The sequence below is a fragment of the Acidaminococcus hominis genome, from assembly GCF_900291475.1.
GTDB classification, from domain to species: Bacteria; Bacillota; Negativicutes; order Acidaminococcales; family Acidaminococcaceae; genus Acidaminococcus; species Acidaminococcus hominis.
In genome coordinates this window covers 271,697-292,692 of record NZ_OLMM01000003.1, presented here as the reverse complement: position 1 = coordinate 292,692, position 20,996 = coordinate 271,697, and the positions used below count along the sequence as shown (strand labels likewise).

Here is a 20,996-nt window from a genome sequence, read left to right as displayed (position 1 = left end):
GGCGTAGCTGATTGGCTAGCAGCGAACCACTGTGGTAGGCTTCTAGTTCACCACTGGTCGAGTAAAATCTAAAACATAGTGCTGATAAGAAGCTGACCAGTAATTGCTATGAACGCTTCCTTCAAGCGTTGCGGCCGCATCCAAACATCCCCAAAAGGTATCAAAAGGATGTTTGGTCAATAAGGCACATGCGACAGCCGTCCAGGAGTTGAGCCTATAAGGCGATAACGACTGGAGTACGGCGAACCGCTAAGGAAGTGGCGTCGGTAGACGCCGATAGAAGTTTAAGCCGCTTTTTCGCGGCGCTAGCGCCGCAACTGCCTTCCCCTTTACCTGTTCGCTATGCGAACAGGTAAAGGGGAAGGTGACGGCGAACTCGCCGGCGGATGGGGTTCAAAAGTAGGATGCCCGCACTGCACCTGTTGAGAACGTCGACCAAAAATCCAGCACAGAGTTTTCTGCAGCTAAAATTTGGCTCTTCACGTTTTATTGTGGGATGGCAGATTTCTGCCATCCTTCTTTTATGTCTAGCAACATCCCACTGTCGCAATCTCTAGACAGTGCCGTTTCGTATAGATGGTAATGCTGAATATCGAATCAGAGTGAAAAAATATTCATCATTTTTGTATCCATACCCTATTCGTTTTGCAACCTTAATCTTGTTATTGAAGCCTTTAAGCTTTCCTGTGGTAATCGGATGGGCTGAGTGAGCAATCAAACCCTCTTTGCGTTTTCGCTTTAAGCGGGCAAACTTTTGCAGCTGCGGTATGTTGCTCTCCTCGGCTCCTTTAAACCATTTTTCCCATTCTACGGCAGCTAAATCGGGGTTTCTAAGCTCGAATAGATCACTTAGTTCCTCTTTCATTGTATGGCAAACTGTCAAATTTTCATGTTTTTTAAGGATTTCCTTGAGATTTTCTGCCTTTTTATCGCTTAGTGTTTCTTCCTTGCAAAGCAGCGTCCAGCGAGCTTGTTTTACTTCCTTGTAAAGCCGATTCTCCTCTTTAATTGAATCCTCTGCTTTTGTTGCCTGCTCTTCAGCAATATTCTCTGTAATCCCAAGCTTTAGGTTATCGGCTTTCTCTTTGTGCTGTCTTGCTTCCTCCAGCCTTACGGCTCCCAGCACATCTCGTCCATGCTGGGCTTGCATATGGTAGCGGTCGTATACTATTGCCGCATGAGGCAGATACTTTTCTACCAGGGTGTTGAACGATGCGTTCATGTCCATTGCGACAGCTTCTACTTCAGACAAATACTCCAGGTCTGTCTCTTCAAAAAACTTTGTAAAGGCAGCTATAGAGCGTCCCGCACCAACCCAGAGGATGTCCCCCATATCAAGGTCCATAACACAGGTTGCGTAAGTATGGCCTTTGTGCATTGCAAACTCATCAACGGCAAGATGCTTAGGACGGTAGCCACTTTTGCGAAGTTCCTCGCTTCGCGTTTTGAGAGCCTCGTCCATAATTTCCTTATGGATTTTAGAAACTGTTCCCCAATGGATACCGGTCAAATCGCTGACTGCTTTAATCGTCATTTGATGCATAAGCAAAATCTTGATCCATAAAGCGGCACGAGAAGTGACTCTGGTTCCAGGATACTTAAAGGTTATGTTTTCATTGAAGGTATGCCCGCATTTTTGGCACCGGTAGCGGTGGAATCTCACACGAAGAATCCGTGGCTTTCCGGGTATCCAGGGCATGTCTTTAAGTGTAGTTACAGGGTTGTCATGGACATGGACCTTACCGCCGCAGCAAGGGCATACAACGTCGGCTGTAGGCCGGGTACTATTTACATCTATGATCTCTTCAAAAAGAGAAGCAATACTCGTAGGAATATTAAAATTGTCCTGTATGTTTTTGCATAAATTTGCTATACTTGAGGTTGAGAGCACGTGGATCATTCCTTTCGTAGTTTTGTCGCTATTACTTAGAATGGAGCATCCCGTGCTCTTTTTCAATACCTTTTTTCAGTTTTTAAATTCTGTCTTAGATTTCGTATCCCCCAATTTTCCGTGATGAGCCTAAAATTTGCCCACGGGCAAATTTTCTGTAGTTGCTTCTCAAATCCCGGCACTAGCACTAGCCCCTGCCGACCGCACTGATATTAAAAACGGATAGAGAGTGGATACCCGGCACCACGTCTATAATGTTCATTAACCGCACAACCAAAAAGTCAGGCTCCTCTCTGCATTGCAGAGAAGAGCCTGACTTTTCTTGTTATAGCAACTTTTTACAACATAAAATACTTCAGCACAAACAGTACCGCCAATACCCCCATAAGAGGGCTGACCTTGTGAGCCTTGCCGGTGAGCAGGTTCATGGCTACATAGCTGATGGTACCAAAGGAGATACCTTCGGAAATGCTGTAGCAGAAGGGCATGGCAATGATGGCAATGTAGGCCGGAATGGCTTCACTGAGATCATTGAAGTCGATGCCGATAATGGAGCTGAACATCAGGAACCCTACAATTACCAAAGCCGGAGCAGTGGCAAAGGAAGGAATGGCCATAAAGAACGGGGACAGGAACAGGGACAGCAGGAACAGCACGGCAACGGTAACCGCCGTCAGCCCGGTCCGGCCGCCTTCGGAAACCCCGGCAGCACTTTCTACGAACGTGGTTACAGTGCTGGTACCCATGACAGCACCTACGCAGGTGGCCACAGCATCAGCCAGCAGAGCCCCCTTGATATGGGGCAGCTTGTTGTTTTCGTCCAGCATATTGCTCTTGGTGGCTACGCCAATGATGGTGCCCAGGGTATCAAACAGGTCCACAAACAGGAACGCGAAGATAACCACAAAGAAGTCCAGGGAGAACACCCGGCTAAAGTCCATCTGCATAAAGAGAGGCGCCGGGCTGATGGGCAGGAAGGAAGACAGCCCGCCGGAAAAATTGGGGAATACGCTGAAGGTGCCCAGCTTGGGATCCGGTACGTACAGGCCCACGGCTTCGCACAGCATGCCGGCAATCCAGGTGCCCAGAATCCCAAACAGGATGTTGCCCTTCACGTTTTTAATAATCAAAATAGCAGTAAACATAATGCCCAGCATGGCCAGGAGAACGGTAATCCCCACACTGTGGAACGTGCCGTCGGACATGGCCTTGGTAAAGGAATACAGAGAAACCTTCGTGGCCGGGTTGGCGACGATGATCCGGGCGTTCAAAAGACCGATGAAGGCGATGAACAAACCAATACCTACGGAAATGGCCTGCTTCAGGGTCAGAGGAATGGTGTTGAAAATCGCTTCCCGGACACTGGTCAGGGTCAGCAGAATGAAAATGACACCTTCCACGAAAACCGCGGCCAAAGCCATTTGCCAGGGATAGCCCATCTGCTGCACCACCGTGTAGGCAAAGTAGGCGTTGAGCCCCATGCCGGGGGCCAGAGCAAACGGATAGTTGGCAAAGATGGCCATGAAAATGGTACCAACGGCGGACGCAATGGCCGTAACCGTCAGCAGAGCCCCTTTATCCATGCCCGTGCTGCTGAGAATCAGCGGGTTGACAATGAGAATGTAGGCCATGGTCATAAAGGTAGTAATCCCGGCGACGATTTCCGTCCGGGCGGTGGTGTGGGCTTCCTTGAGATGGAAGACCCGTTCAAGAAATTGTTCCATACAAAGCTCCTCTTTTCTTCCCCCTCATGGGAATAATAATCTATATATAAAAGAGCCAGGTCAGCCCTGTTCTTTTTTCCAGAAATCCCGGAAGCGCCCCAGCATGGCCTGCTGACTCAGCTTCTCCGGCCACAGTTCTTCCTGCTCACTGCGGCGCAGCGCGGCGGCCAGATGATCGTACAGATGGGGCACCGATTCTTCCAGCCGGACCACCATTTCCTTCATCTCCTGGCGCTGGGTCTTGCCATCGTAGGGACAGGGATTCTTCAGGGGCACCAGCCCGATTTCCTTGCCGTTGGCAATAATCTCCGACTCCCGGTAGAACAGCAGCGGACGGATTACGGTAATCCCCGATTTGGTCAGATAGGTGGAGGGCATGAACGTCTTCAGCTGCCCGGAATTGAACAGATTGAGCAGCAGCGTTTCCACCGCATCATCATTGTGATGGGCCAGCGCCACCTTATTGCAGCCCAGTTCCTTGGCCTTCCGGTTGGTAGCCGCCCGGCGGAAATAGGCACAGGAGAAGCAGGGCGTATTGCCCCGGTGACCCCAGACCTCCTCCACATTCACCTGGTCGGAATAATGTTCGATGCCGTACTTAGCACAGAAGTCCTCCAGTTCCTTTTTGGGAAAATCCGGGGCGAACATTCCGTCCACCGTATAGGCGTATAAATCGAAATGGCGAGGACTGTGCTTCCGGGCCTCAGCCAGCGCAGCCGTCATAAACTGGCTGTCCTTGCCGCCGGAAAGACCAATGAGAATCTTGTCCCCCTCCTGGATCATGTCAAATTCAATCATCGCCCGCCACAGCTTGGTCAGCATCTCTGCGGGCACGTAAGGTTTCTTGGACATAGCAGCCTCCTTCGTAAAGAATACCTTATATTATAGCAAATTTTTCCCCAAAGAACATAGAACCTTCACATTTTTTCCGAGTTTTCCCGGCTTCCCCAAAAAGAAGCCGCCTGAGTGGGAAGATAACCATAATTGCAGGAATTTCACGAAAAATAACAAGTTCTGGGACGAAACAATTGACGCCGGAGCCCAAGTCCGCTACACTGGAAACGAATACCCCAAATACCCGGCACCCAGCAGCGTGCCTAAAACAGGAGATATATATGATGGAAATTGAAGAAACAATCCTTGCCGGCAAAAAACTGAACCCCTTGCAGCAAGAAACCCTGGAGCAGCAAATCGCAGCAGGCAGTACCCACGCCCTGGTCCTATTGGGCAAATACTACGCCTTTGGCGCCGGAGACGATGCGGACAGCGCTTTGGAACTGTTTTACCAGGCCGCCCAGCTGGGCAGCATAGATGCAATGGTGGAACTGGGCGCCCTGCTGGTACTGTTAGAAGCAGAAGACCAGGCTCTGCCCTGGTTCGAAAAAGCCGCCAAGCAGGACAATACCGAAGCCCTGCTCTATCTAGGCGACCTGTACGCCGCCCAGGAACCTACCCCCGCAAACCAGAAAAAAGCCCGGGCATATTATGCCAAAGCCGCAGAGCTGGGAAACCCAGAAGCCATCCGTATCCTTGCAGAAGGAACGATGGAAGGAGAAGAAGAAAATAAGGAATAGGGAAGGGGAGGGGAAAACGTTGTCTTCTGTAGGGGAGAGTTGCTGGAAAAAGAAAGCAGTTAACTGCATAAGAATTATTGCTGCTTGTTTCCCTCAAGAAAAGCAAACCTAAAATGATTAAAATGTTCATTTTTAATCATTTACTTGAAATTCAAGAAAAAGAATTTCAAGTGGGATTATTTTTGTACATGGTTTGTGATAGAATAAAAGAGAAGTCAAGAATTGAATAAAACCTGCGCAATGTACCACAATTTTTTTAATAAAGAATTTTGTGAGTAAACGATTCGACTTGGTGTTTTTGAAATCTCTGAAATATTTCTAGGCAGAAAGAAGGAAAATTAGAGGATATGGAGAATTTATATAATAAGTATTTTCTACCTCAATCTTTCCTTATGAAAAGTAAATCATAAAGGAGGGCCTATGGAAAATCTAGAGGATTCTCAGTACATTGCACACTTAAATGGTGAAGGACAGGATGCTCCACAGCAGCTGATAGATCATTTAATCCACGTTGCAGAATTAGCTGAATCATTTGCAACAGGTCCTGAAATGAAGCAAATGGCTTATCAGTGCGGAAAATATCATGATGTGGGTAAATATTCCAAAGAATTTCAGGAATATATTCGAGGTTTGATGAAAGGCGGAGTAGACCATTCTTCTGCTGGAGCACAACTCTTGTTCAGAAATCGAGAAATGAATAGTGTGTATGAGGCAATGTGTATTGCGGGACATCACGCAGGTTTGCCAGATATGGGAAGTAAGCTTGATACAGGAGAAGAAAGCAGCTTCTGCGGAAGAATGAAAAAACGTATTCCAGATTATGGTGCGTATATGAATGAATTGGGAAAACCTGAAAAATTGGGAATACCGATGGAACTTCTGCGCAGCCAGAATAGTATTGTAAATACCATGAGGATGAGAATGCTTTTTTCCAGTTTGGTGGATGCAGATTTCCTGGATACAGAAAGATATATGAATCCCCATCAACAAGAACGAGGGAAATTTGCTTCTATTCCCGAATTACACGCTGCTTTTTTTGACAAACTTCAAGAGAAAGGGTATTTATCTGCCAAGAACGCATTGAACGAGAAACGCTGCGAAATCCTGAAACGCTGTATTGCTATGGGAAAAGAGCCCCCTGGAATGTATTCCCTGACTGTCCCCACTGGGGGTGGCAAAACAATTTCTAGTTTTGCATTTGCTTTAGAACAAGCTAAAAAATATGGAAAAGAGCGTATTATTTACGTAATTCCATATACTTCTATTATTGAGCAAACATCATATGTTCTAAAATCTTTTTTAGGAAATCAAAATGTTTTAGAACACCACAGCCAGGTAGACTATGATGATACTAATGAAGATATGCTGCAAAAACGTTTGGCAGCAGAAAATTGGGATGCTCCGATAATTGTGACTACTAATGTACAATTCTTCGAATCTTTGTTTGCAAATAAAACTTCTCGTTGCCGCAAGCTTCACAATGTGGCAAACAGTGTCATAATTTATGATGAAGCCCAAATGCTTCCAACAAATTTTCTAAAGGCGGTTACTCAAGCAATGGAATGTTTGGCAAAAGACTTTCAATGTACTGAGGTTCTGTGCAGTGCTACCCAGCCGGCTTTGGATGATTTCTTTGCAGAACGCCCTAAGGAAATCATGGACAATATCTCGGAAATGTACAAATTCTTTAAAAGAACAAAGTTCCAGGATGATGGTCTGCAGACCTACGAAACTATTGGAGAACAAATCTCTCGTAGCAAGCAAGCCTTGTGTGTATGTCTGACAAAGGCCGAAGCTCAAAAGGTTTATGCTGCTGTAGCTGATCAGGATAACTGCTGGTATTTATCTACAGATTTATGCCCAATTCATCGGCATAAAGTCATTGAAGAAATGAAAAGACGCCTTAAGGCTGGTGAAACCTGTCGAGTTATTTCTACAAGCATTATTTCAGTAGGAGTGGATATTGATTTTCCGGTTGTATATATTGAAGAAACCGGAATTGATTCTCTCATTCAAGGTGGTGGGCGCTGTAATCGGGAAGGAAAGCATCCTTTAGAAGAAAGTATTGTCCATATTTTCCAAACAGAGGAAAGTCAAAAAAGTCGATTTCTAAAACAAGAACGACAGTGTACGCAATTGACTAAAGCTTTTATACCAGATGAAATATCTTCTCCTAATGCCATTGAATATTATTTTAAACATCTTTATCAGGCTAAGGAGGTTATCCTGGATGAAAAAAAGATTTTGGAGAAATCCAACAGACTGTCATTTGCGCAAATCGCCAAAGATTTTCATTTGATTGAGGATCACACCAAAACAGTGTTTATCCCTCTTGACGAAAACGCAGAAGTGATTGCAAATCAACTACGATTAGGTGTGCGCAATAGAGAATTGATGAGAAAGGCAGCAAAATACAGTGTTAACGTATATTCTGGTGCTTTTTTTCATACTAAAGGTTTATATGAACAATTGATTAATGATGGTTATGCAATTGAACTAGACGAAAATTTGGCGATACTGACAAATCTGGAAAAAGTCTATGATGAGAAAATGGGCTTTCATTACCATCATGAGGAGGGGATGGGAATATGTTGGTAATGCTGCAATTTGAACAAAATGAGGTGATAGGATGAATTATGGAGTGAAGATTGAATGCTGGGGGCCGTATGCCTGCTTTACCCGGCCGGAGATGAAGGCTGAGCGAGTTTCCTATGATGTAATGACCCCGTCAGCAGCGCGCGGCTTGGTAGAGGCCATCTATTGGCATCCAGGATTGCGGTATGTGATTGATGAAATTGATGTACTCAATCCCATTAAATTCACCAACATCCGCCGGAATGAACTTATGCATAAGTTAAGTGCAAGTTCAGTAAAGGCAAATGCTAAAAAAGGTAAACCTATTATGATTGTTACAAGGCAGGATATCATGCAGAGAGCCTCTACTGTTTTAAAAGATGTACGCTACTGCATCACTCTCCATTTTGAGATGACTGATAAGGCCGCTGCAGGTGATAATCCTGGGAAATTTCGCGAAATGCTTACCCGTCGGGCACGAAAGGGACAATGTTACCATCAACCTTACTTTGGAACCAGAGAATTTCCTGCTTGTTTCCGCTTGGTAGAGGATGAAGAAGTATTGATACCCTATCCGTATACCCAATCCCTAGGCTATATGCTGTATGATATGGACTATAGCAATCCAGAACAAATTACGCCAATGTTTTTCAAGGCAGAATTAAAAGATGGCATCCTGGATTTGCGGAATTGTGAGGTGCATCAATGATCTTACAAGCCCTGACAGATTATTACGATTCTTTGATTAGGGATGGCCTTGTAGGTAAGCCTGGCTGGAGTAAATTGCCTATATCTTATCAAGTAGTATTGAATGAAGATGGTAAATTAATCCAGCTTCAATCAATTTTGGCGGAAACAAGTGATGGTAAAAGCTTAAAAAAGTTTCTATTAGTACCTGAACCTGAACATAGATCAGGAACGCAAAAGAAAGCACATTTTTTATGCGATAATGCCGGATATTTATTGGGATATGAAAAAGGTATAGTGGCACGTTTGTCAAGACCAAAATCGATGAATTTCTAAATGTATCAGGCAGCAGACATTGCAGCATTGAGCAGCAGTGCCGGGAAGTAGCGCTCTGCTGGCGGGACGTTCCCGATGGCTGAGTGGCAGCGCTGGAAGTTATACACGTTGATGTAGTTGCGGATGGCCTTGCGAGCCTCCCGGATGTTGCGGTACTGCGTGAGATAGGCTTCCTCATACTTGAATGTCCGGAACCACCGCTCAATCTTGATGTTGTCGGCCCAGCGGCTCTTGCCATCCATGCTCTGGCGGATCTTGTGTTCCTTGAGGAAAGCCTTGTACTCCTTGCTGGTGAACTGGCATCCTTGGTCGGAGTTGAGAATCTGCGGCTTTGCTATACGGAGCGCCTTCCTTACGGCGGCAATGACCATCCGGGTGTCCAGGGTATCGTCCACCTCCCAGCCAACAATGCAGCGGCTGTACCAGTCGATGATGGCTGTCAGATAAACGAAACCGTGCTCCAGGGGAATGTAGGTGATGTCGATGGACCATGCCTGGTTAGGCTGCTGAATATCCACATGCTTCAGCAGGTAGGGCATCACCTGCGCTTGTTGCTGCCGCTTGGAAAGGTTCATCTTCGGATAGATGACGTCGATGCCCATCTCGCGCATATAGCGAGCTGTCTTGCGTCGTCCGGCCTGATGCCCGAGGCGCTGCAGCTGCGAGGCCAGCTGCCTTGCGCCCCAGGCAGGATTGTCCGTGTGGAAACGATCGATGATGCGCTTGCATTCCAGCTCTTCATCTGATGGAGTGTTCTCTTTGGGGTGGTAGTATTGGCTTGTGCGGTTGACGCCGAGCAGCTTTGCTGCTTTCCGAAGGGAAAGCTCCTTGCACTCACTCCTCGAAAGGTTTTGGAGAATACTGTTTCTCGTAGTCCGGTCCAAGAATTTCCTCAGATTTTTTTTTCAACCAATCCACCTGCATGGTGAGTTGGCCAACTTTGCGGGCATAGGAGGCTTTCTCCTTCCGCTCGGTCTCGAGTTTTTGATTGAGGTTGTCCTCTCTGGAATCATCGAATATGATGCTTGCCTTGCTGAGAAACTCGTTCTTCCAGTTCCGCAAGAGGTTCGGCAGGATTTCGTTCTCAGCCGCCAGCGTGTTGAGGTCTTTCTCACCCTTGAGCAGCTCGATGACGAGATCGGATTTGAATTTCGACGTGAAATGACGGCGCGTGCGTGACATGATGATTATCTCCTTTTTCATTGATCGCCTCCAGTATACCACGAGATTCACATTAAGAAATAGTTTCGAAGTTGTCTTAATTCATAGTTCCATTATAAATTATCTATAATTTACCGGAAGAAGGAATGTTGGATATTAATGATGGAGATATATTAAAATTATGCCCTGATGGTACAGTGAAACGTGTATTTAATGCTAGTTCGACACAAAATGTACTGTTTGTAACTGAAGCATGTAATTCTCAATGTATTATGTGCCCACAACCTCAAACCCCGCTTGATTACTCCGATGAGGTCCTTGAAATTTTATCATGCATTCCTAAAAAAAGCTTGAGAGAAATATGTATTTCTGGTGGGGAACCTACTGTAGGAATTAAGATATTTGAAATTATGGAGACCTTGAAAAGATACACCTATGTAGAACCAATTATTTTGACCAATGGGAGAAAATTTAATAATAAGTCTTTTACCCAAAGTTTTATAGATAGGGCTCCTTTTAATACTGTATATGCGATTCCATTGTATTCTTCTATTCCAGAAGTACATGATAGAATCGTAGGGGTATCAGGTGCTTTTAGAGAAACTATAAACGGAATATATAATTTATCTGCATTTAGAGTTCCTATAGAAATTAGAATCGTCCTCACTAGTAAAAATGTGTTTAATTTAACTGAATTGGCAAATTTTATTGGGTGGAATTTACCAATGGCTGTGCATGTGGCATTAATGGGGATGGAAGTGTGTGGAAGAGCATACGACAATATAGAGGATGTATGGATCGAACCAAAATCATATATGCAAGAATTAATTGAAGCAACCAAAATATTGGATTATCGGGATATACCTGTATCAATTTACAATCTTCCTTTATGCCTATTACCTTACGAAATAAGAAAATATAGTACTTTTAGTATATCTCAGTGGAAACAAGGCTTTATTCCTGAATGTCAATCATGTACTATGAGAGATGAATGTAACGGAATTTTTACTAGTTCAAAAAAAATTCCAGATGGAATACATGCAATTTAAGATAAGTACAATATATACCAAGGATTCTACTTGAAGTAAACGCAATTATAGTCTTTTCGTCTATTATATTTGAAAGTTGTTCTTATTCTTCTTCCTGAGTACAACAAAAAATCAGGGGAAAGAACCGGCGCTAGACCGTGGAGCAATTCACAAAATTGAAATCTCCTGCCCAAAATCTGTATGATCTTGAGCAGGAGATTTCAATTTTACTTATTTAGTCCCGATACAGATGCAGCAGCAGCCGGCCCAGCTCCCGCATTTCGTCCCGGACTTTTTCCGGTCCGGTGATGACTACGCCGTCCTTCAGGGCTGTAATCCAGCCCAGGAATTGGGGACTGACGGCCACTTCTACGGTGGTCGTTACGTGATCCGGTCCATCGGGGATAATCATTACGTCCTGGCCAAACCGGTCGATGAGTACGCCTACCAGGCCGTTTTTGGCCCGCAGGTCAACCTTCACGGTTTCTCCGTTGAACATGCCAAAATGCATATTTGCGTAGCGGGCCAGGTCCAATTTCTCAAATTCTTCCTGGCCTTCCCGGGGTTCTTCCAGCTGGACCAGGTCCTTGATCTTGTCCACCCGGTAGTGTTTGATGCAGTCGTCGATGGGTTCGTAGGCCACCAGGTAGTAGTTGTCGTCGTTTAAGACCATGGCCCAGGGGCTGACCAGGAAGCGGCGGCCGTGGTTACGGGCCACCAGGGTTTTGTGGATGTTCCATTTCATATAATGGAAGGAAACCTGGACTCCGCTGTTGATGGCCTGGTGCAGCCGGTCGATGGTATAGTAGACGCTGCGGTTGATGGTTTTGGTCCGCCCGGTAATCAGTACCTGGCGCCGCAGGTTTCTGGCCATGGGCTTGCTGGCCAGCCGTTCCAGCTTGGCAATGAGTTCCTTGGACTTGGTATCGGAAATGAACTTGGCCGATTGGACAGAGTCGATGAGCATTTTCAGTTCCGGCAGTTCAAATTGGGGATTGATCAGCCGGTAGGTGTAGCGGATGCCTTCCTTGCTGGCTGCAATATCAAGACCAAAGGCCCGGAGCTCTTCGAAATCCTGGTACAGGGTCTTCCGGTCCACATGGATTTCCTGTTTGGCCAAAAATGCAGTAATGTCTGCCAGGGTTACCCCATGGTCGGCATCTGTTTCCTGGGTGAAATATTGATATAAAAGAAGAAGTTTGAGCTTTTGGTTAACGCCCTTGGTCATAATCGCTGCCTCCTGTTTAAATATCTGAAAAAAGCATACCATATTTTGGCCAAAACGGGTATCCATTTTTTTTATTTTTCCGGGATTCATGAGGAAATTTTTGCCCATAGAGTAAGAACATGGTATCATTATAAATATAGCAAAGTATTTTTCCAGAGAGATGGAGCGAACCACTATGGAACTACGAAAAAGCATCACCCTGCCTTCCGGCTTTTGCCTGGATTTCACCAATATGCTGGGACCAGAGCAGGTGACGGACAAAGAACTGGACCAATTACAAAATAAAATCACGGCGGCAGCCCAGGGCCTGCGGCTGATCCGGGAAACCGGGCAGGCGGTGCACCATCTGTCCAAGGACGGTACCCCGGAACCGGTGTATTTTACCCGGCTGCCCTATCTCCAAAAAGGCTACCCCAATACCCAGGAGCTGCTCCAGGAGCTGACGGACTTTGGCCAGAAGGTACGCAGCAAGTACGATGCGGTGGTCTTCTGCGGGGTAGGGGGCTCCTACCTGGGGGGCAAGGTGCTCTACGACTGCTTCACCAGTGAATACTGGGCCCGGGAAGACGGGCTGCGGATGCCCCGGATTTTCTTTAGCGGCAACAACCTGGACGCAGAGGACCTGGATTCTGTGATGAACCAGCTGCTCCTTCAGGCCCAGCAGGTACGCAATGGCGAGCGCCGGCCTTTGCAGGTGCTTTTGGTGCCCATTTCCAAATCCGGCACCACCCTGGAACCCACCACGGCCTTCCTGTATTTCTATGATACCCTGGAAAAGCAGCGGACCTTGTTCCGCATGGGGGTGGCGGTGGTCACGGACAAGACCCTGGAACAGGGGCCGCTCAACCGTCTGGCCCGGAAGTACGGCTGGCCGATTTTCGACGTGCCGGTGGGCATTGGCGGCCGCTTCAGCGTGCTGTCCACCCCGGGACTGATTGTGGCTGCGGTACTGGGCATGCACCTGGAAGAACTTCTCCAGGGGGCCCGGGATATGGACCAATGGTGCCAAAGCGAAAAGCCCCAGGAAAACCCGGCCTTCTATAATGCGGTGCTGAAATATGCTGCGGCCCAGTTCCACGGCTGCCATATTGAAATTATGATGCCCTACGCCATGCGGCTGAAGGCCCTGGGGGAATGGTATGTGCAGCTTTTGGCAGAATCCCTGGGCAAGCGTCTGGACCGGAAGGGGAACCCGGTGTTCTACGGCCGCACGCCGGTGGTGGCCATTGGCACCACGGATATGCACGCCCAGACCCAGCTCCACCAGGACGGCCGCCGGGACAAGGTGGTCCAATTCCTGTTCATCAACGATATGAAAAACAAGGTGTTCATCCACAACTCCTTCCCGGAAATCGATGGCTACCAGCGGTACGAGGGAATGGACGTGGGCCGGGCCCTGCAGATTGCCCTGGAAGCCAACGAGGAAGCCCTGGCCGGTGACCACCGGCTCAGTGCCCGCTACAATCTGCCTTACATGAACGAATATTTTCTGGGCCAGCTGTTCTTCTTCCTGATGCTGAGCATCGCCTACGAAGGGGAACTGGCCGATGTGGACGCCTACGATCAGCCAGGCGTGGAAATCTACAAGCGCATTATGCGCAATAAAATGGCGGACAACGCCTAAGAACCCAAGGAGGGATAGCTATGCTGGAAGTTGGAACCCAGGCTCCGGATTTTACCCTGCCGGACCAGGACGGACAAATGCATTCTCTGAAAGAGTATCGGGGCCAAAAAGTGGTGCTGTATTTTTATCCCAAGGACAATACGCCGGGGTGCAGCCGTCAGGCCAGCGGCTTTGGGGAGCTGTATCCCCAGTTTACCGAAAAGGGCGCCGTGGTGCTGGGGGTCAGCAAGGACAGCGTGGCCTCCCACAAAAAGTTCCAGGAGAAATACAACCTGCCCTTTACCCTGCTGTCGGACCCGGAAAAGACGGTGATCCAGGCCTACGACGTGTGGAAGGAAAAGAAACTGTACGGCAAGGTTTCCATGGGTGTGGTGCGCTCCACCTATCTCATTGACGAAAACGGCATCATTACCCGGGCCCTGGACAAGGTGAAACCCGGTGATAACCCGGCCCAGATGCTGGCCGAACTGTAATGCGCATCATCATCTCCCCGGCGAAAAAAATGCAGGAAGACCGGGAGAATACTCTGCCCCTGAGCCAGCCCGCCTTCCTCAGGGAAGCCCGGCAGGTGAAGGACTATTTGCAGGCTCTGACGCTGGAGCAGCAGACCCGGCTTTGGGGCTGCAATGACGAAATTGCCCAGCTGAACCATGAGCGGCTTCTTGCTATGGACCGGGAAACTTTCCGTTCTCCGGCCCTGTTGGCCTACCAGGGCATCCAGTACCAGTACATGGCGCCGGTGGTCTTTGCGGATCAGGAGCTGGCCTATATCAGCAGGCACCTGCGGATTCTGTCCGGCTTTTACGGGCTCCTGCGGCCCCTGGACGGGGTGGTGCCCTACCGGCTGGAAATGCAGGCCAAAGCCCAGGTGGCGGGCACCAAAAACCTGTACGCCTTTTGGGGGGACAAGCTGTACAAGGCCCTGCTGGACGAAAGCCGGATTGTGGTGAACCTGGCCTCCAAAGAATACAGCAAAGCCATTACCCCGCATCTGACGCCCCAGGACCAGCTGATTACCTGCACCTTTGGGGAGCTGGCAGGGGAGAAAATCGTCCAAAAAGGCGTCTACGTGAAAATTGCCCGGGGGGAAATGGTCCGGTACCTGGCCCAGGAAGGCTCGGACGACCCGGAAGTGCTGCAGCAGTTCCACGGCAGCGGCGGCTACCAGTATGACGCAGCCCGGTCTACCCCGGAAGAATGGGTGTTTTTGAAGAAATAAAAAGCAAAAAACGACTTGCCAACTCAAGAAGAGCTGGCAGGTCGTTTTTTATGGGATGGAAAAAGGAAGCAGGGCTGCAGGCAGTTCCAATTTTTTAAAAATGATAGGAATAGGCAAGAGCAGTGAGAGAAATGGTCTACCGGCAGGGCGTCTCAAAGGTCCATAATAACAGTAGGGAAAGCTGGAAAAACAACAAGGGGGTGGGGCTTTTCTCCTTTGTCCCCTTGATGCAATAGATAGCCAAATGGAAACGAAAGGAGCGGCGAAATGCTGAGAAAAAGGTTGTTTTATATCCTGGCAGTCCTGCTGACGGGCCTTACGGGCCTAATGGTGCCTGGGGAAGCAGCGGCTCCCAGCCAGCACTTGAAATTCAGTCTCACCCGGCCGCAGGTCCGGGCCATTTCGGATATTACGTATGCCCAGTATTTTGATTGGCCCAAGAGCTTTTTGAAAATGGATATTTTGCAGCCGGAAAGCAAGGAAAAGCTGCCGGCGGTGGTGTTTGTTACCGGCGGGGGGTTCACGGCTTCGCCCAAAGAAAATTATTTGCAGCAGCGGGTGCATCTGGCAGAGCACGGGTATTTTGTGGCCAGTGTAGAGTACCGGGTGATTCCCAATGGGATGTTTCCTGACCCAGTGGTGGACGTGAAGGCGGCCCTCCGGTATCTTCGGGCCCATGCCCGGGACTTTAATATTGATCCCAATCGTATGGCGGTCATGGGTGAGTCCGCTGGCGGCTACCTGGCCGCTATGGTGGGCACCTCCAACGGGTACAAGGCCTTTGACCAGGGGGACAATCTGGACCAAAGCAGTGACGTGCAGGCCGCCATTGATATCTATGGGCTTTCGGACCTTAGCAAGGTAGCTGCGGATTTCTCCAAGGAGGAACAGCAGCGCCACGCATCCCCGGCCGCACTTCAGGCGTTGTTTATCAACGGCACTTCCTTTTCGGACAAAGGGGGCGGCAGCGTCCAGGCTACTCCAAGCACGGTGAAAGCCGCCAATCCGGTAACGTATATTTCACCCAAAACGGCACCGTTTTTGCTGCTCCATGGGGACAAGGACCAGGTGGTTTCACCCAGTCAAACCGAACTGCTCTACAACGCTTTGCAGGAAAAAGGCATTCCCGCCCAGCGTTATGTGGTAGAGGGCGCGGGGCATGCGGACCATTATTGGGCCCAGCCAGAAGTGGAGCAGGTGATTCTGGCTTTTCTGGATAAAAATTTGAAAAACAAAAAATAAGGAGGAATTCCTATGAGAAAAATGACGAAGCTGGGGGCCGCAGCAGGACTGGCAGCCCTCCTGGTACTTTTTGGACAGCCGGCTCCTATGCCGGCAGTGGAAGCGGCGGCGGTACAGGCGGGTGCAACCTCTAATAGGGAAGCCACCAGCGTCCTGGCGGACAAGCTGGCCCTAAAGGAACTGGTGGACACCTTTTCCATCCTAGCCGATGAGAAAAATGGCATTGCCCAGGAAGCCCTTTTTACAAAGGATGCGGTGGTGGAGAATTATTCCGATGGGAAACTGATGACCTCACTGACCGGCCGGGAGAACATTGGCAAAGCCTTTGATGATTTCCTGAAAACCCAGGACGTGGTATACCACATCAACGGCCAGCAGGTGGTGGATATCAAGGGCAATACGGCAACGGGCACCAGCTATTGCTACGTGGTGCTGATCAGCACCCAAAACGGCAGACAGGTGAAACGTTCCGGGGGTACCCGCTACCACGATACCTACGTAAAACAGGACGGCAAATGGCTGATCAAGAAAAGGATGGCCGATTTTGTCTGGACGGAATACGGCGATTTGCCGCTGACGAAACAGGAGGGGTAAAGCATGCGAAAGGCAATGCAGGCAGGAATTGTGGCTGCCGGTTTTGCAGCAGCCTTTGGCTTTTTTGGCCAGCTCGGTGACGTGCCTGTAGCTCTGGCCGCGGCTGCACAGCCGGCAGCGCAGACGGTGGGGGCTGGGCAGGCCGCGCTTGTCCAGGCCCTTCTGGCAAAGGAGAACGGGAGCCCCAGTACCGCTGGGACCGGTCAGCGCGCCCTTTCTGGTGTTGCTCTGCCCGTTCGGACCAGCCAGGCCAAAACCGCCCAGCCCGGGGCGTATCCTATGCCGGGCACCTACGAAATCAGCTACAGCCATATCCGGCTAGGGTCCGCCACCCCAGGGGCGGAGATCCATTATACCCTGGACGGTACGAAGCCCACCCAGGACAGTCCGGTGTTTGACCCTGCCAAGGGTGCCATCCCCATTTTGGAATTCGGCGCCGGGGCCAGCCAGAAACCCGGGACGGAGAAGACCGTAGTGGTCAAGGCCATTGCCTTTTCCAAGGGTGCGGCTCCCAGTGACGTGGCCACCCTCAGGTATAATTTTGTGGTGCACCAGCCTGGGTACTTCAGCTATGAGGTACTCCGGGAAGCGGCCCCTGATACCCCTGCCCTGATTCGAATCTCAGATTACGCCCGGGTCAATATGTTCCTGGTGGTGGGCTCCCAGCGGGCTCTGCTCATTGACAGCGGCCTGGACGCCAAGGGGGATTTGTATTCCCTGATTCAAAAGCTGGACGGGGGACTGCCCTTTGACGTGATTTCCCTCCATGGGCACGCAGACCATGCTGCCCAGACCCAAAACTTCCTGGATAAACATATCAAGGTGTATGTGCCCCACAAGGACCTGAGCTGGTTTGGGGACAACATTCCCCAAGGTACCCTGGATCCTCAAGAGGGAGACAAATTCGACCTGGGCAATACGGTGCTGACAGCCTACGCTGTTCCCGGCCATACGGTGGGAAGCCTGGTGCTGCTGGACGCAAAGACAGGGGACCTGTACTCCTCCGATTCCCTGGGCAGCAACGACCCCCTCGGCCCCAACTCCGGACTGTTGGACGACGTGGGGCTGGAATGCTCCATGGACCGGTATTACACGGCCCTGGTGGACCTGAAGCACAAGTTGAACGGACGGGCAAAACGTATTTTCACCGGCCACAATCCCCTGCCGCTGGACATCAAGTATTTGGATAATCTCATTGCTACTGTGAAGGATGCCCTGGACAGAGGTGAAAGCGCTCTGGTGCCCTCTATCAGACCGCCGGAATCCACCTATGGTTCCACCACCATGTTTGGCTATGGGGACTACCGGGTGGATCCCAACAGTGTGGCCATTAACCCCAAATATCTCCACGCAAAAGATGCCCTGGAAAATCCTCCAAAAATCATCAAAGGCTATCTGGGGCCTAAGACCAGAGTTTATCCGAAATTATAAGCAGCGGCAATCAGCTCCAGGCGCTGGACAAGGACCCAGCCGGACTTGCCGGGGCCGGGGAAGAACTGCTACAATATGGCGGAGAAGACCGGTTGGGCTGGGCAGAAAAGGCCTGCCGGCAGAAGGGAGAGAGCGTATGGAAGACAAACTGGCTGCATATCGAAAAGAACTGGCTGGCATTGTGGAACGCCAGGTAAAGGAGAACAGCTGGATCCAAACGGCGGTCCCTTCCCTGTATTTTGTGCGGCAGTATGTCACCACGGAACCGGAGGCCCTATTCCAAAAGCCTTCCCTTTGCATCATTCTTCAGGGGCGAAAAGAAATCGGCCTGGCCGAGGAACGCTTTCAGTATGGCCCTTCGGACTACCTGGTTTCCGCAGTGGGACTGCCGGTGACAGGGCAGATTCTGGAAGCCACCCGGGAAGAGCCGTATATTTCCCTGAAGTTGGAATTTACTTTGGACCAGCTGGTGGAGCTGCTGCCGGCGGTTCCTGGGGAGAAGCCCCAAAAGAAGCAGGACCGGGCCATTTATGTGAGTCCTTTGGAACTGCCTTTGATGGATGCTATGGCAAGGTTGGTACGTCTGGTGGATACCCCGGAAAATATTCCGGTGCTGGCGCCGCTTTATACCAGAGAAATCCTTTATTACCTGCTGCTGGGCCCCCAGGGAGCCAGTCTGCGGCAATTTGCCCTGAAGGACAGCAAGGCCTATCAGATGCAGGAAATTGTTCAGTATATTATTGCGCATTATAACGAAACCATCCGGGTGGAGGAACTGGCGCAAAAAGCCAGGGTCAGTGTGCCCACCGTGCACCGGCAGTTCAAGGAAGTTACCGCCATGAGCCCCCTGCAATTCCAAAAGAAGCTGCGGCTTCAGGAAGCCCGGCTGCTGCTGTTAAAAGGAACGGCGGAAGCTGCCGATGTGGCCTTCCGGGTGGGCTACGAAAGCCCTTCCCAATTCAGCCGGGAATATGCCCGGATGTTTGGCTATCCTCCCAAAGAGGACAGCAAACGGTTGCTGGAAGAGTATAGTTGAAGAAAAGAAAATAGAGGGTGTGAAATAATACTTATCCCCGAAAGAAAAAACGGCTTGCGAGAACAGAAAAAGTTCGCCAGCCGTTTTTTTACTTTTTATAACAGTATCTAATAAACGTCCTCAGTCAGTCCTACGGACTGCCAGCCCCTTAGTGGTTCGCAGCGCTCCAATCAGCCGCGCCCTGCGGGCTTGCTTCTTGGGCTGCTATCACATGGCTCACATTAGCCAAGAGCATTTTGATAAACTGACATGCTCTTGGATGTGAGCGCAACTCTTGAAGGGGCCAGTCTTAGACCACTACGAGTCATGTACTAAACGGGTATAGCAAAGCAACATAGTTTGCAAATATCTGCACTACCTGACTTTATTACTTGACAAGTAGCGGAATAGAATGCTTTCTGCAAACGTTGTGGTCGCGTCCAAATATCGTCATAAATTACCCAAAAGATATTTGGAATACGCGACCCATGTGATAGCGGCCTGCAAAGCAAACCCGCAGGGTGAAGTTGCGCAGCGAGCCGCGAACCACTCTGGCTTGCAGCGAACCACTGTAGGAAGTGGAGCCACAAGGCGCCGATAGAAGTTTCATTTCAAATCACCGCAAATGCAGCCCCTGCCGCTGGGCTTCCCGCATTTCTCCTTCGGTAATCATGCCCTGTTCGTTCATCCGTTCCAGTACCAGGTTCCGCCGCTCCCGGCAGCCTTCCGGGTTGTCAAAGGGGTTCAGGGCCGAGGGGGCGTAGGGGAGGCCGGCCAGGGCAGCGGCCTCGGACAGGGAAAGCTGGCTGGGCTCCAGGCCATAGTAGGTTTCGCTGGCCTGCTGCACGCCGGTGGCGCCTGCGCCCAGGAAGGTGGTATTCAGGTACATTTCCAGGATTTCGTCCTTGCTGTAGTGGATTTCCACCACCAGCGCCAGTCCTGCTTCCAGGATTTTCCGTTCCAGGGACTGTTCTGAGGTGAGCAGGTTGTTTTTCACCACCTGCTGGGTGATGGTGCTGCCGCCTTCTACTACCTCGTCTGCCTGGATATTCATCAGGATGGCCCGGAAAATGCCGTCCGGGTCAATGCCGTGGTGGGAGTAGAACCGTTTGTCTTCCACGGACACCAGGGCTTTGGGCAGCCAGGGGGACATCCGTTTTAAGGGGACCCAGTCTTCCGCCGGGATCCGGCTCCGGGTGATTTCCTTCAGGTGCCAGGCCCGGTACACCAGGCGCAGGGGCCGGGGCACGTCGATTCCCGGCAGCAGCCGGGTGAGCGGGTCCTCCTGGGCCGCCGCGGCAGCAGCGTAGGCGGGCACCGGGGCAGGGCCGGCCCCCGTATGCACCACAGGGCGGGTAAGATAGTAGCAGAGTGCAGCTGAGAGCAGAATGAGAAGATAAAGCAGTTTCCGCATAAGACCTCCTGTTAGGTAGGGCGCAGGGCCGGATTTTGCAAAAAAATAGAAAAAACGCTTGTTCTTTCCTATTATAACAATTTTCTCTGAACTTATTCACCAAAAACGTGTAGATTCCTGCTGAAAGGCTTATAATAATAGTACTATCAGGACAGGAAATTCCTAAAAAAAGTGGAAAAAACGGTTGCGAATTTATGCACGAAAGTGTATAATAATTCACCATAAGGACAAAGGAGGGGATGACGGCTTGGACA

The 20,996-nt window shown here is 49.8% G+C and carries 19 protein-coding genes; 12 read left to right on the top strand and 7 right to left on the bottom strand.

Features of this window, described 5'->3' with window-relative positions:
- Positions 1-553: 553 nt before the first annotated feature.
- The 3 genes from C7E10_RS03490 to C7E10_RS03480 form a co-directional block, all read right to left on the bottom strand.
- On the bottom strand, positions 554-1,900 hold the full coding sequence (locus C7E10_RS03490; RefSeq protein WP_146109042.1) for an ISL3 family transposase: 1,347 nt from the start codon (positions 1,898-1,900) through the stop codon (positions 554-556).
- A 329-nt stretch (positions 1,901-2,229) separates the two neighbouring features.
- The gene (locus C7E10_RS03485; RefSeq protein ID WP_105325960.1) at positions 2,230-3,615 is read right to left on the bottom strand and encodes an NCS2 family permease; all 1,386 of its coding nucleotides are present in this window, start codon (positions 3,613-3,615) and stop codon (positions 2,230-2,232) included.
- A 60-nt stretch (positions 3,616-3,675) separates the two neighbouring features.
- The gene (locus tag C7E10_RS03480; RefSeq protein ID WP_105325959.1) at positions 3,676-4,467 is read right to left on the bottom strand and encodes a tRNA lysidine(34) synthetase; all 792 of its coding nucleotides are present in this window, start codon (positions 4,465-4,467) and stop codon (positions 3,676-3,678) included.
- A 263-nt stretch (positions 4,468-4,730) separates the two neighbouring features.
- On the opposite strand from C7E10_RS03480, the gene C7E10_RS03475 reads away from it, so the two are divergent.
- From C7E10_RS03475 to C7E10_RS03460, 4 genes are all read left to right on the top strand, one after another.
- Positions 4,731-5,189 (top strand): tetratricopeptide repeat protein, encoded by a 459-nt coding sequence (locus tag C7E10_RS03475; protein WP_105325958.1) that lies wholly within the window; start codon positions 4,731-4,733, stop codon positions 5,187-5,189.
- 420 nt (positions 5,190-5,609) lie between these two features.
- Positions 5,610-7,787, top strand: a complete 2,178-nt coding sequence (locus C7E10_RS03470; protein WP_105325957.1) for a CRISPR-associated helicase/endonuclease Cas3 — start codon at positions 5,610-5,612, stop codon at positions 7,785-7,787.
- A 31-nt stretch (positions 7,788-7,818) separates the two neighbouring features.
- Positions 7,819-8,472: a type I-C CRISPR-associated protein Cas5c gene (gene cas5c, locus C7E10_RS03465; protein ID WP_105325956.1), complete on the top strand. Its 654-nt coding sequence runs from the start codon at positions 7,819-7,821 to the stop codon at positions 8,470-8,472.
- A complete protein-coding gene (locus tag C7E10_RS03460; protein ID WP_105325955.1) occupies positions 8,469-8,786 on the top strand; it encodes a type I-C CRISPR-associated protein Cas8c/Csd1 in 318 nt (105 codons plus the stop codon). Before cas5c ends, C7E10_RS03460 begins: the two co-directional genes overlap by 4 nt.
- A 5-nt stretch (positions 8,787-8,791) precedes the next feature.
- Here C7E10_RS03460 and C7E10_RS03455 read toward each other — a convergent pair whose 3' ends face one another.
- Positions 8,792-9,670 carry an IS3 family transposase gene (locus tag C7E10_RS03455; protein WP_200820168.1) on the bottom strand — a complete coding sequence of 293 codons (879 nt, stop codon included), beginning with the start codon at positions 9,668-9,670 and terminating at the stop codon, positions 8,792-8,794.
- On the bottom strand, positions 9,621-9,989 hold the full coding sequence (locus C7E10_RS12190; RefSeq protein WP_105325519.1) for a transposase: 369 nt from the start codon (positions 9,987-9,989) through the stop codon (positions 9,621-9,623). Before C7E10_RS12190 ends, C7E10_RS03455 begins: the two co-directional genes overlap by 50 nt.
- A 104-nt stretch (positions 9,990-10,093) precedes the next feature.
- Here C7E10_RS12190 and hxsC point away from each other — a divergent pair, with 104 nt between their 5' ends.
- Complete coding sequence (hxsC, locus tag C7E10_RS03450; RefSeq protein WP_105325954.1) at positions 10,094-10,996, top strand: His-Xaa-Ser system radical SAM maturase HxsC; 903 nt, start codon at positions 10,094-10,096, stop codon at positions 10,994-10,996.
- Positions 10,997-11,210: 214 nt separating this feature from the next.
- Here the strand turns inward: hxsC and C7E10_RS03445 are convergent, their stop codons facing one another.
- Positions 11,211-12,203, bottom strand: coding sequence for a helix-turn-helix transcriptional regulator (locus tag C7E10_RS03445; RefSeq protein WP_105325981.1), 993 nt, complete (start codon positions 12,201-12,203; stop codon positions 11,211-11,213).
- A gap of 175 nt (positions 12,204-12,378) precedes the next feature.
- On the opposite strand from C7E10_RS03445, the gene C7E10_RS03440 reads away from it, so the two are divergent.
- The 7 genes from C7E10_RS03440 (at position 12,379) to C7E10_RS03410 (ending at position 19,349) form a co-directional block, all read left to right on the top strand.
- A complete protein-coding gene (locus tag C7E10_RS03440; RefSeq protein ID WP_105325953.1) occupies positions 12,379-13,827 on the top strand; it encodes a phosphoglucose isomerase-related protein in 1,449 nt (482 codons plus the stop codon).
- A gap of 20 nt (positions 13,828-13,847) precedes the next feature.
- Positions 13,848-14,300 carry a thioredoxin-dependent thiol peroxidase gene (bcp, locus tag C7E10_RS03435; RefSeq protein ID WP_105325952.1) on the top strand — a complete coding sequence of 151 codons (453 nt, stop codon included), beginning with the start codon at positions 13,848-13,850 and terminating at the stop codon, positions 14,298-14,300.
- The gene (gene yaaA / locus C7E10_RS03430; protein WP_105325951.1) at positions 14,300-15,046 is read left to right on the top strand and encodes a peroxide stress protein YaaA; all 747 of its coding nucleotides are present in this window, start codon (positions 14,300-14,302) and stop codon (positions 15,044-15,046) included. The genes bcp and yaaA overlap by 1 nt, the downstream gene beginning before the upstream one ends.
- Before the next feature lie 267 nt (positions 15,047-15,313).
- Entirely contained in the window at positions 15,314-16,288 is a 975-nt protein-coding gene (locus tag C7E10_RS03425; RefSeq protein WP_105325950.1) for an alpha/beta hydrolase, read from the top strand.
- Positions 16,289-16,300: 12 nt separating this feature from the next.
- Entirely contained in the window at positions 16,301-16,882 is a 582-nt protein-coding gene (locus tag C7E10_RS03420; RefSeq protein WP_199614653.1) for a nuclear transport factor 2 family protein, read from the top strand.
- Between the two features lie 3 nt (positions 16,883-16,885).
- A complete protein-coding gene (locus tag C7E10_RS03415) occupies positions 16,886-18,313 on the top strand; it encodes an FN3 associated domain-containing protein (protein ID WP_105325949.1) in 1,428 nt (475 codons plus the stop codon).
- Positions 18,314-18,449: 136 nt separating this feature from the next.
- Positions 18,450-19,349 carry an AraC family transcriptional regulator gene (locus tag C7E10_RS03410; protein ID WP_105325948.1) on the top strand — a complete coding sequence of 300 codons (900 nt, stop codon included), beginning with the start codon at positions 18,450-18,452 and terminating at the stop codon, positions 19,347-19,349.
- 595 nt (positions 19,350-19,944) lie between these two features.
- On the opposite strand, the gene C7E10_RS03405 is transcribed toward C7E10_RS03410, so the two are convergent.
- The gene (locus C7E10_RS03405; RefSeq protein ID WP_105325947.1) at positions 19,945-20,742 is read right to left on the bottom strand and encodes a transglycosylase domain-containing protein; all 798 of its coding nucleotides are present in this window, start codon (positions 20,740-20,742) and stop codon (positions 19,945-19,947) included.
- Positions 20,743-20,996 lie beyond the last annotated feature (254 nt).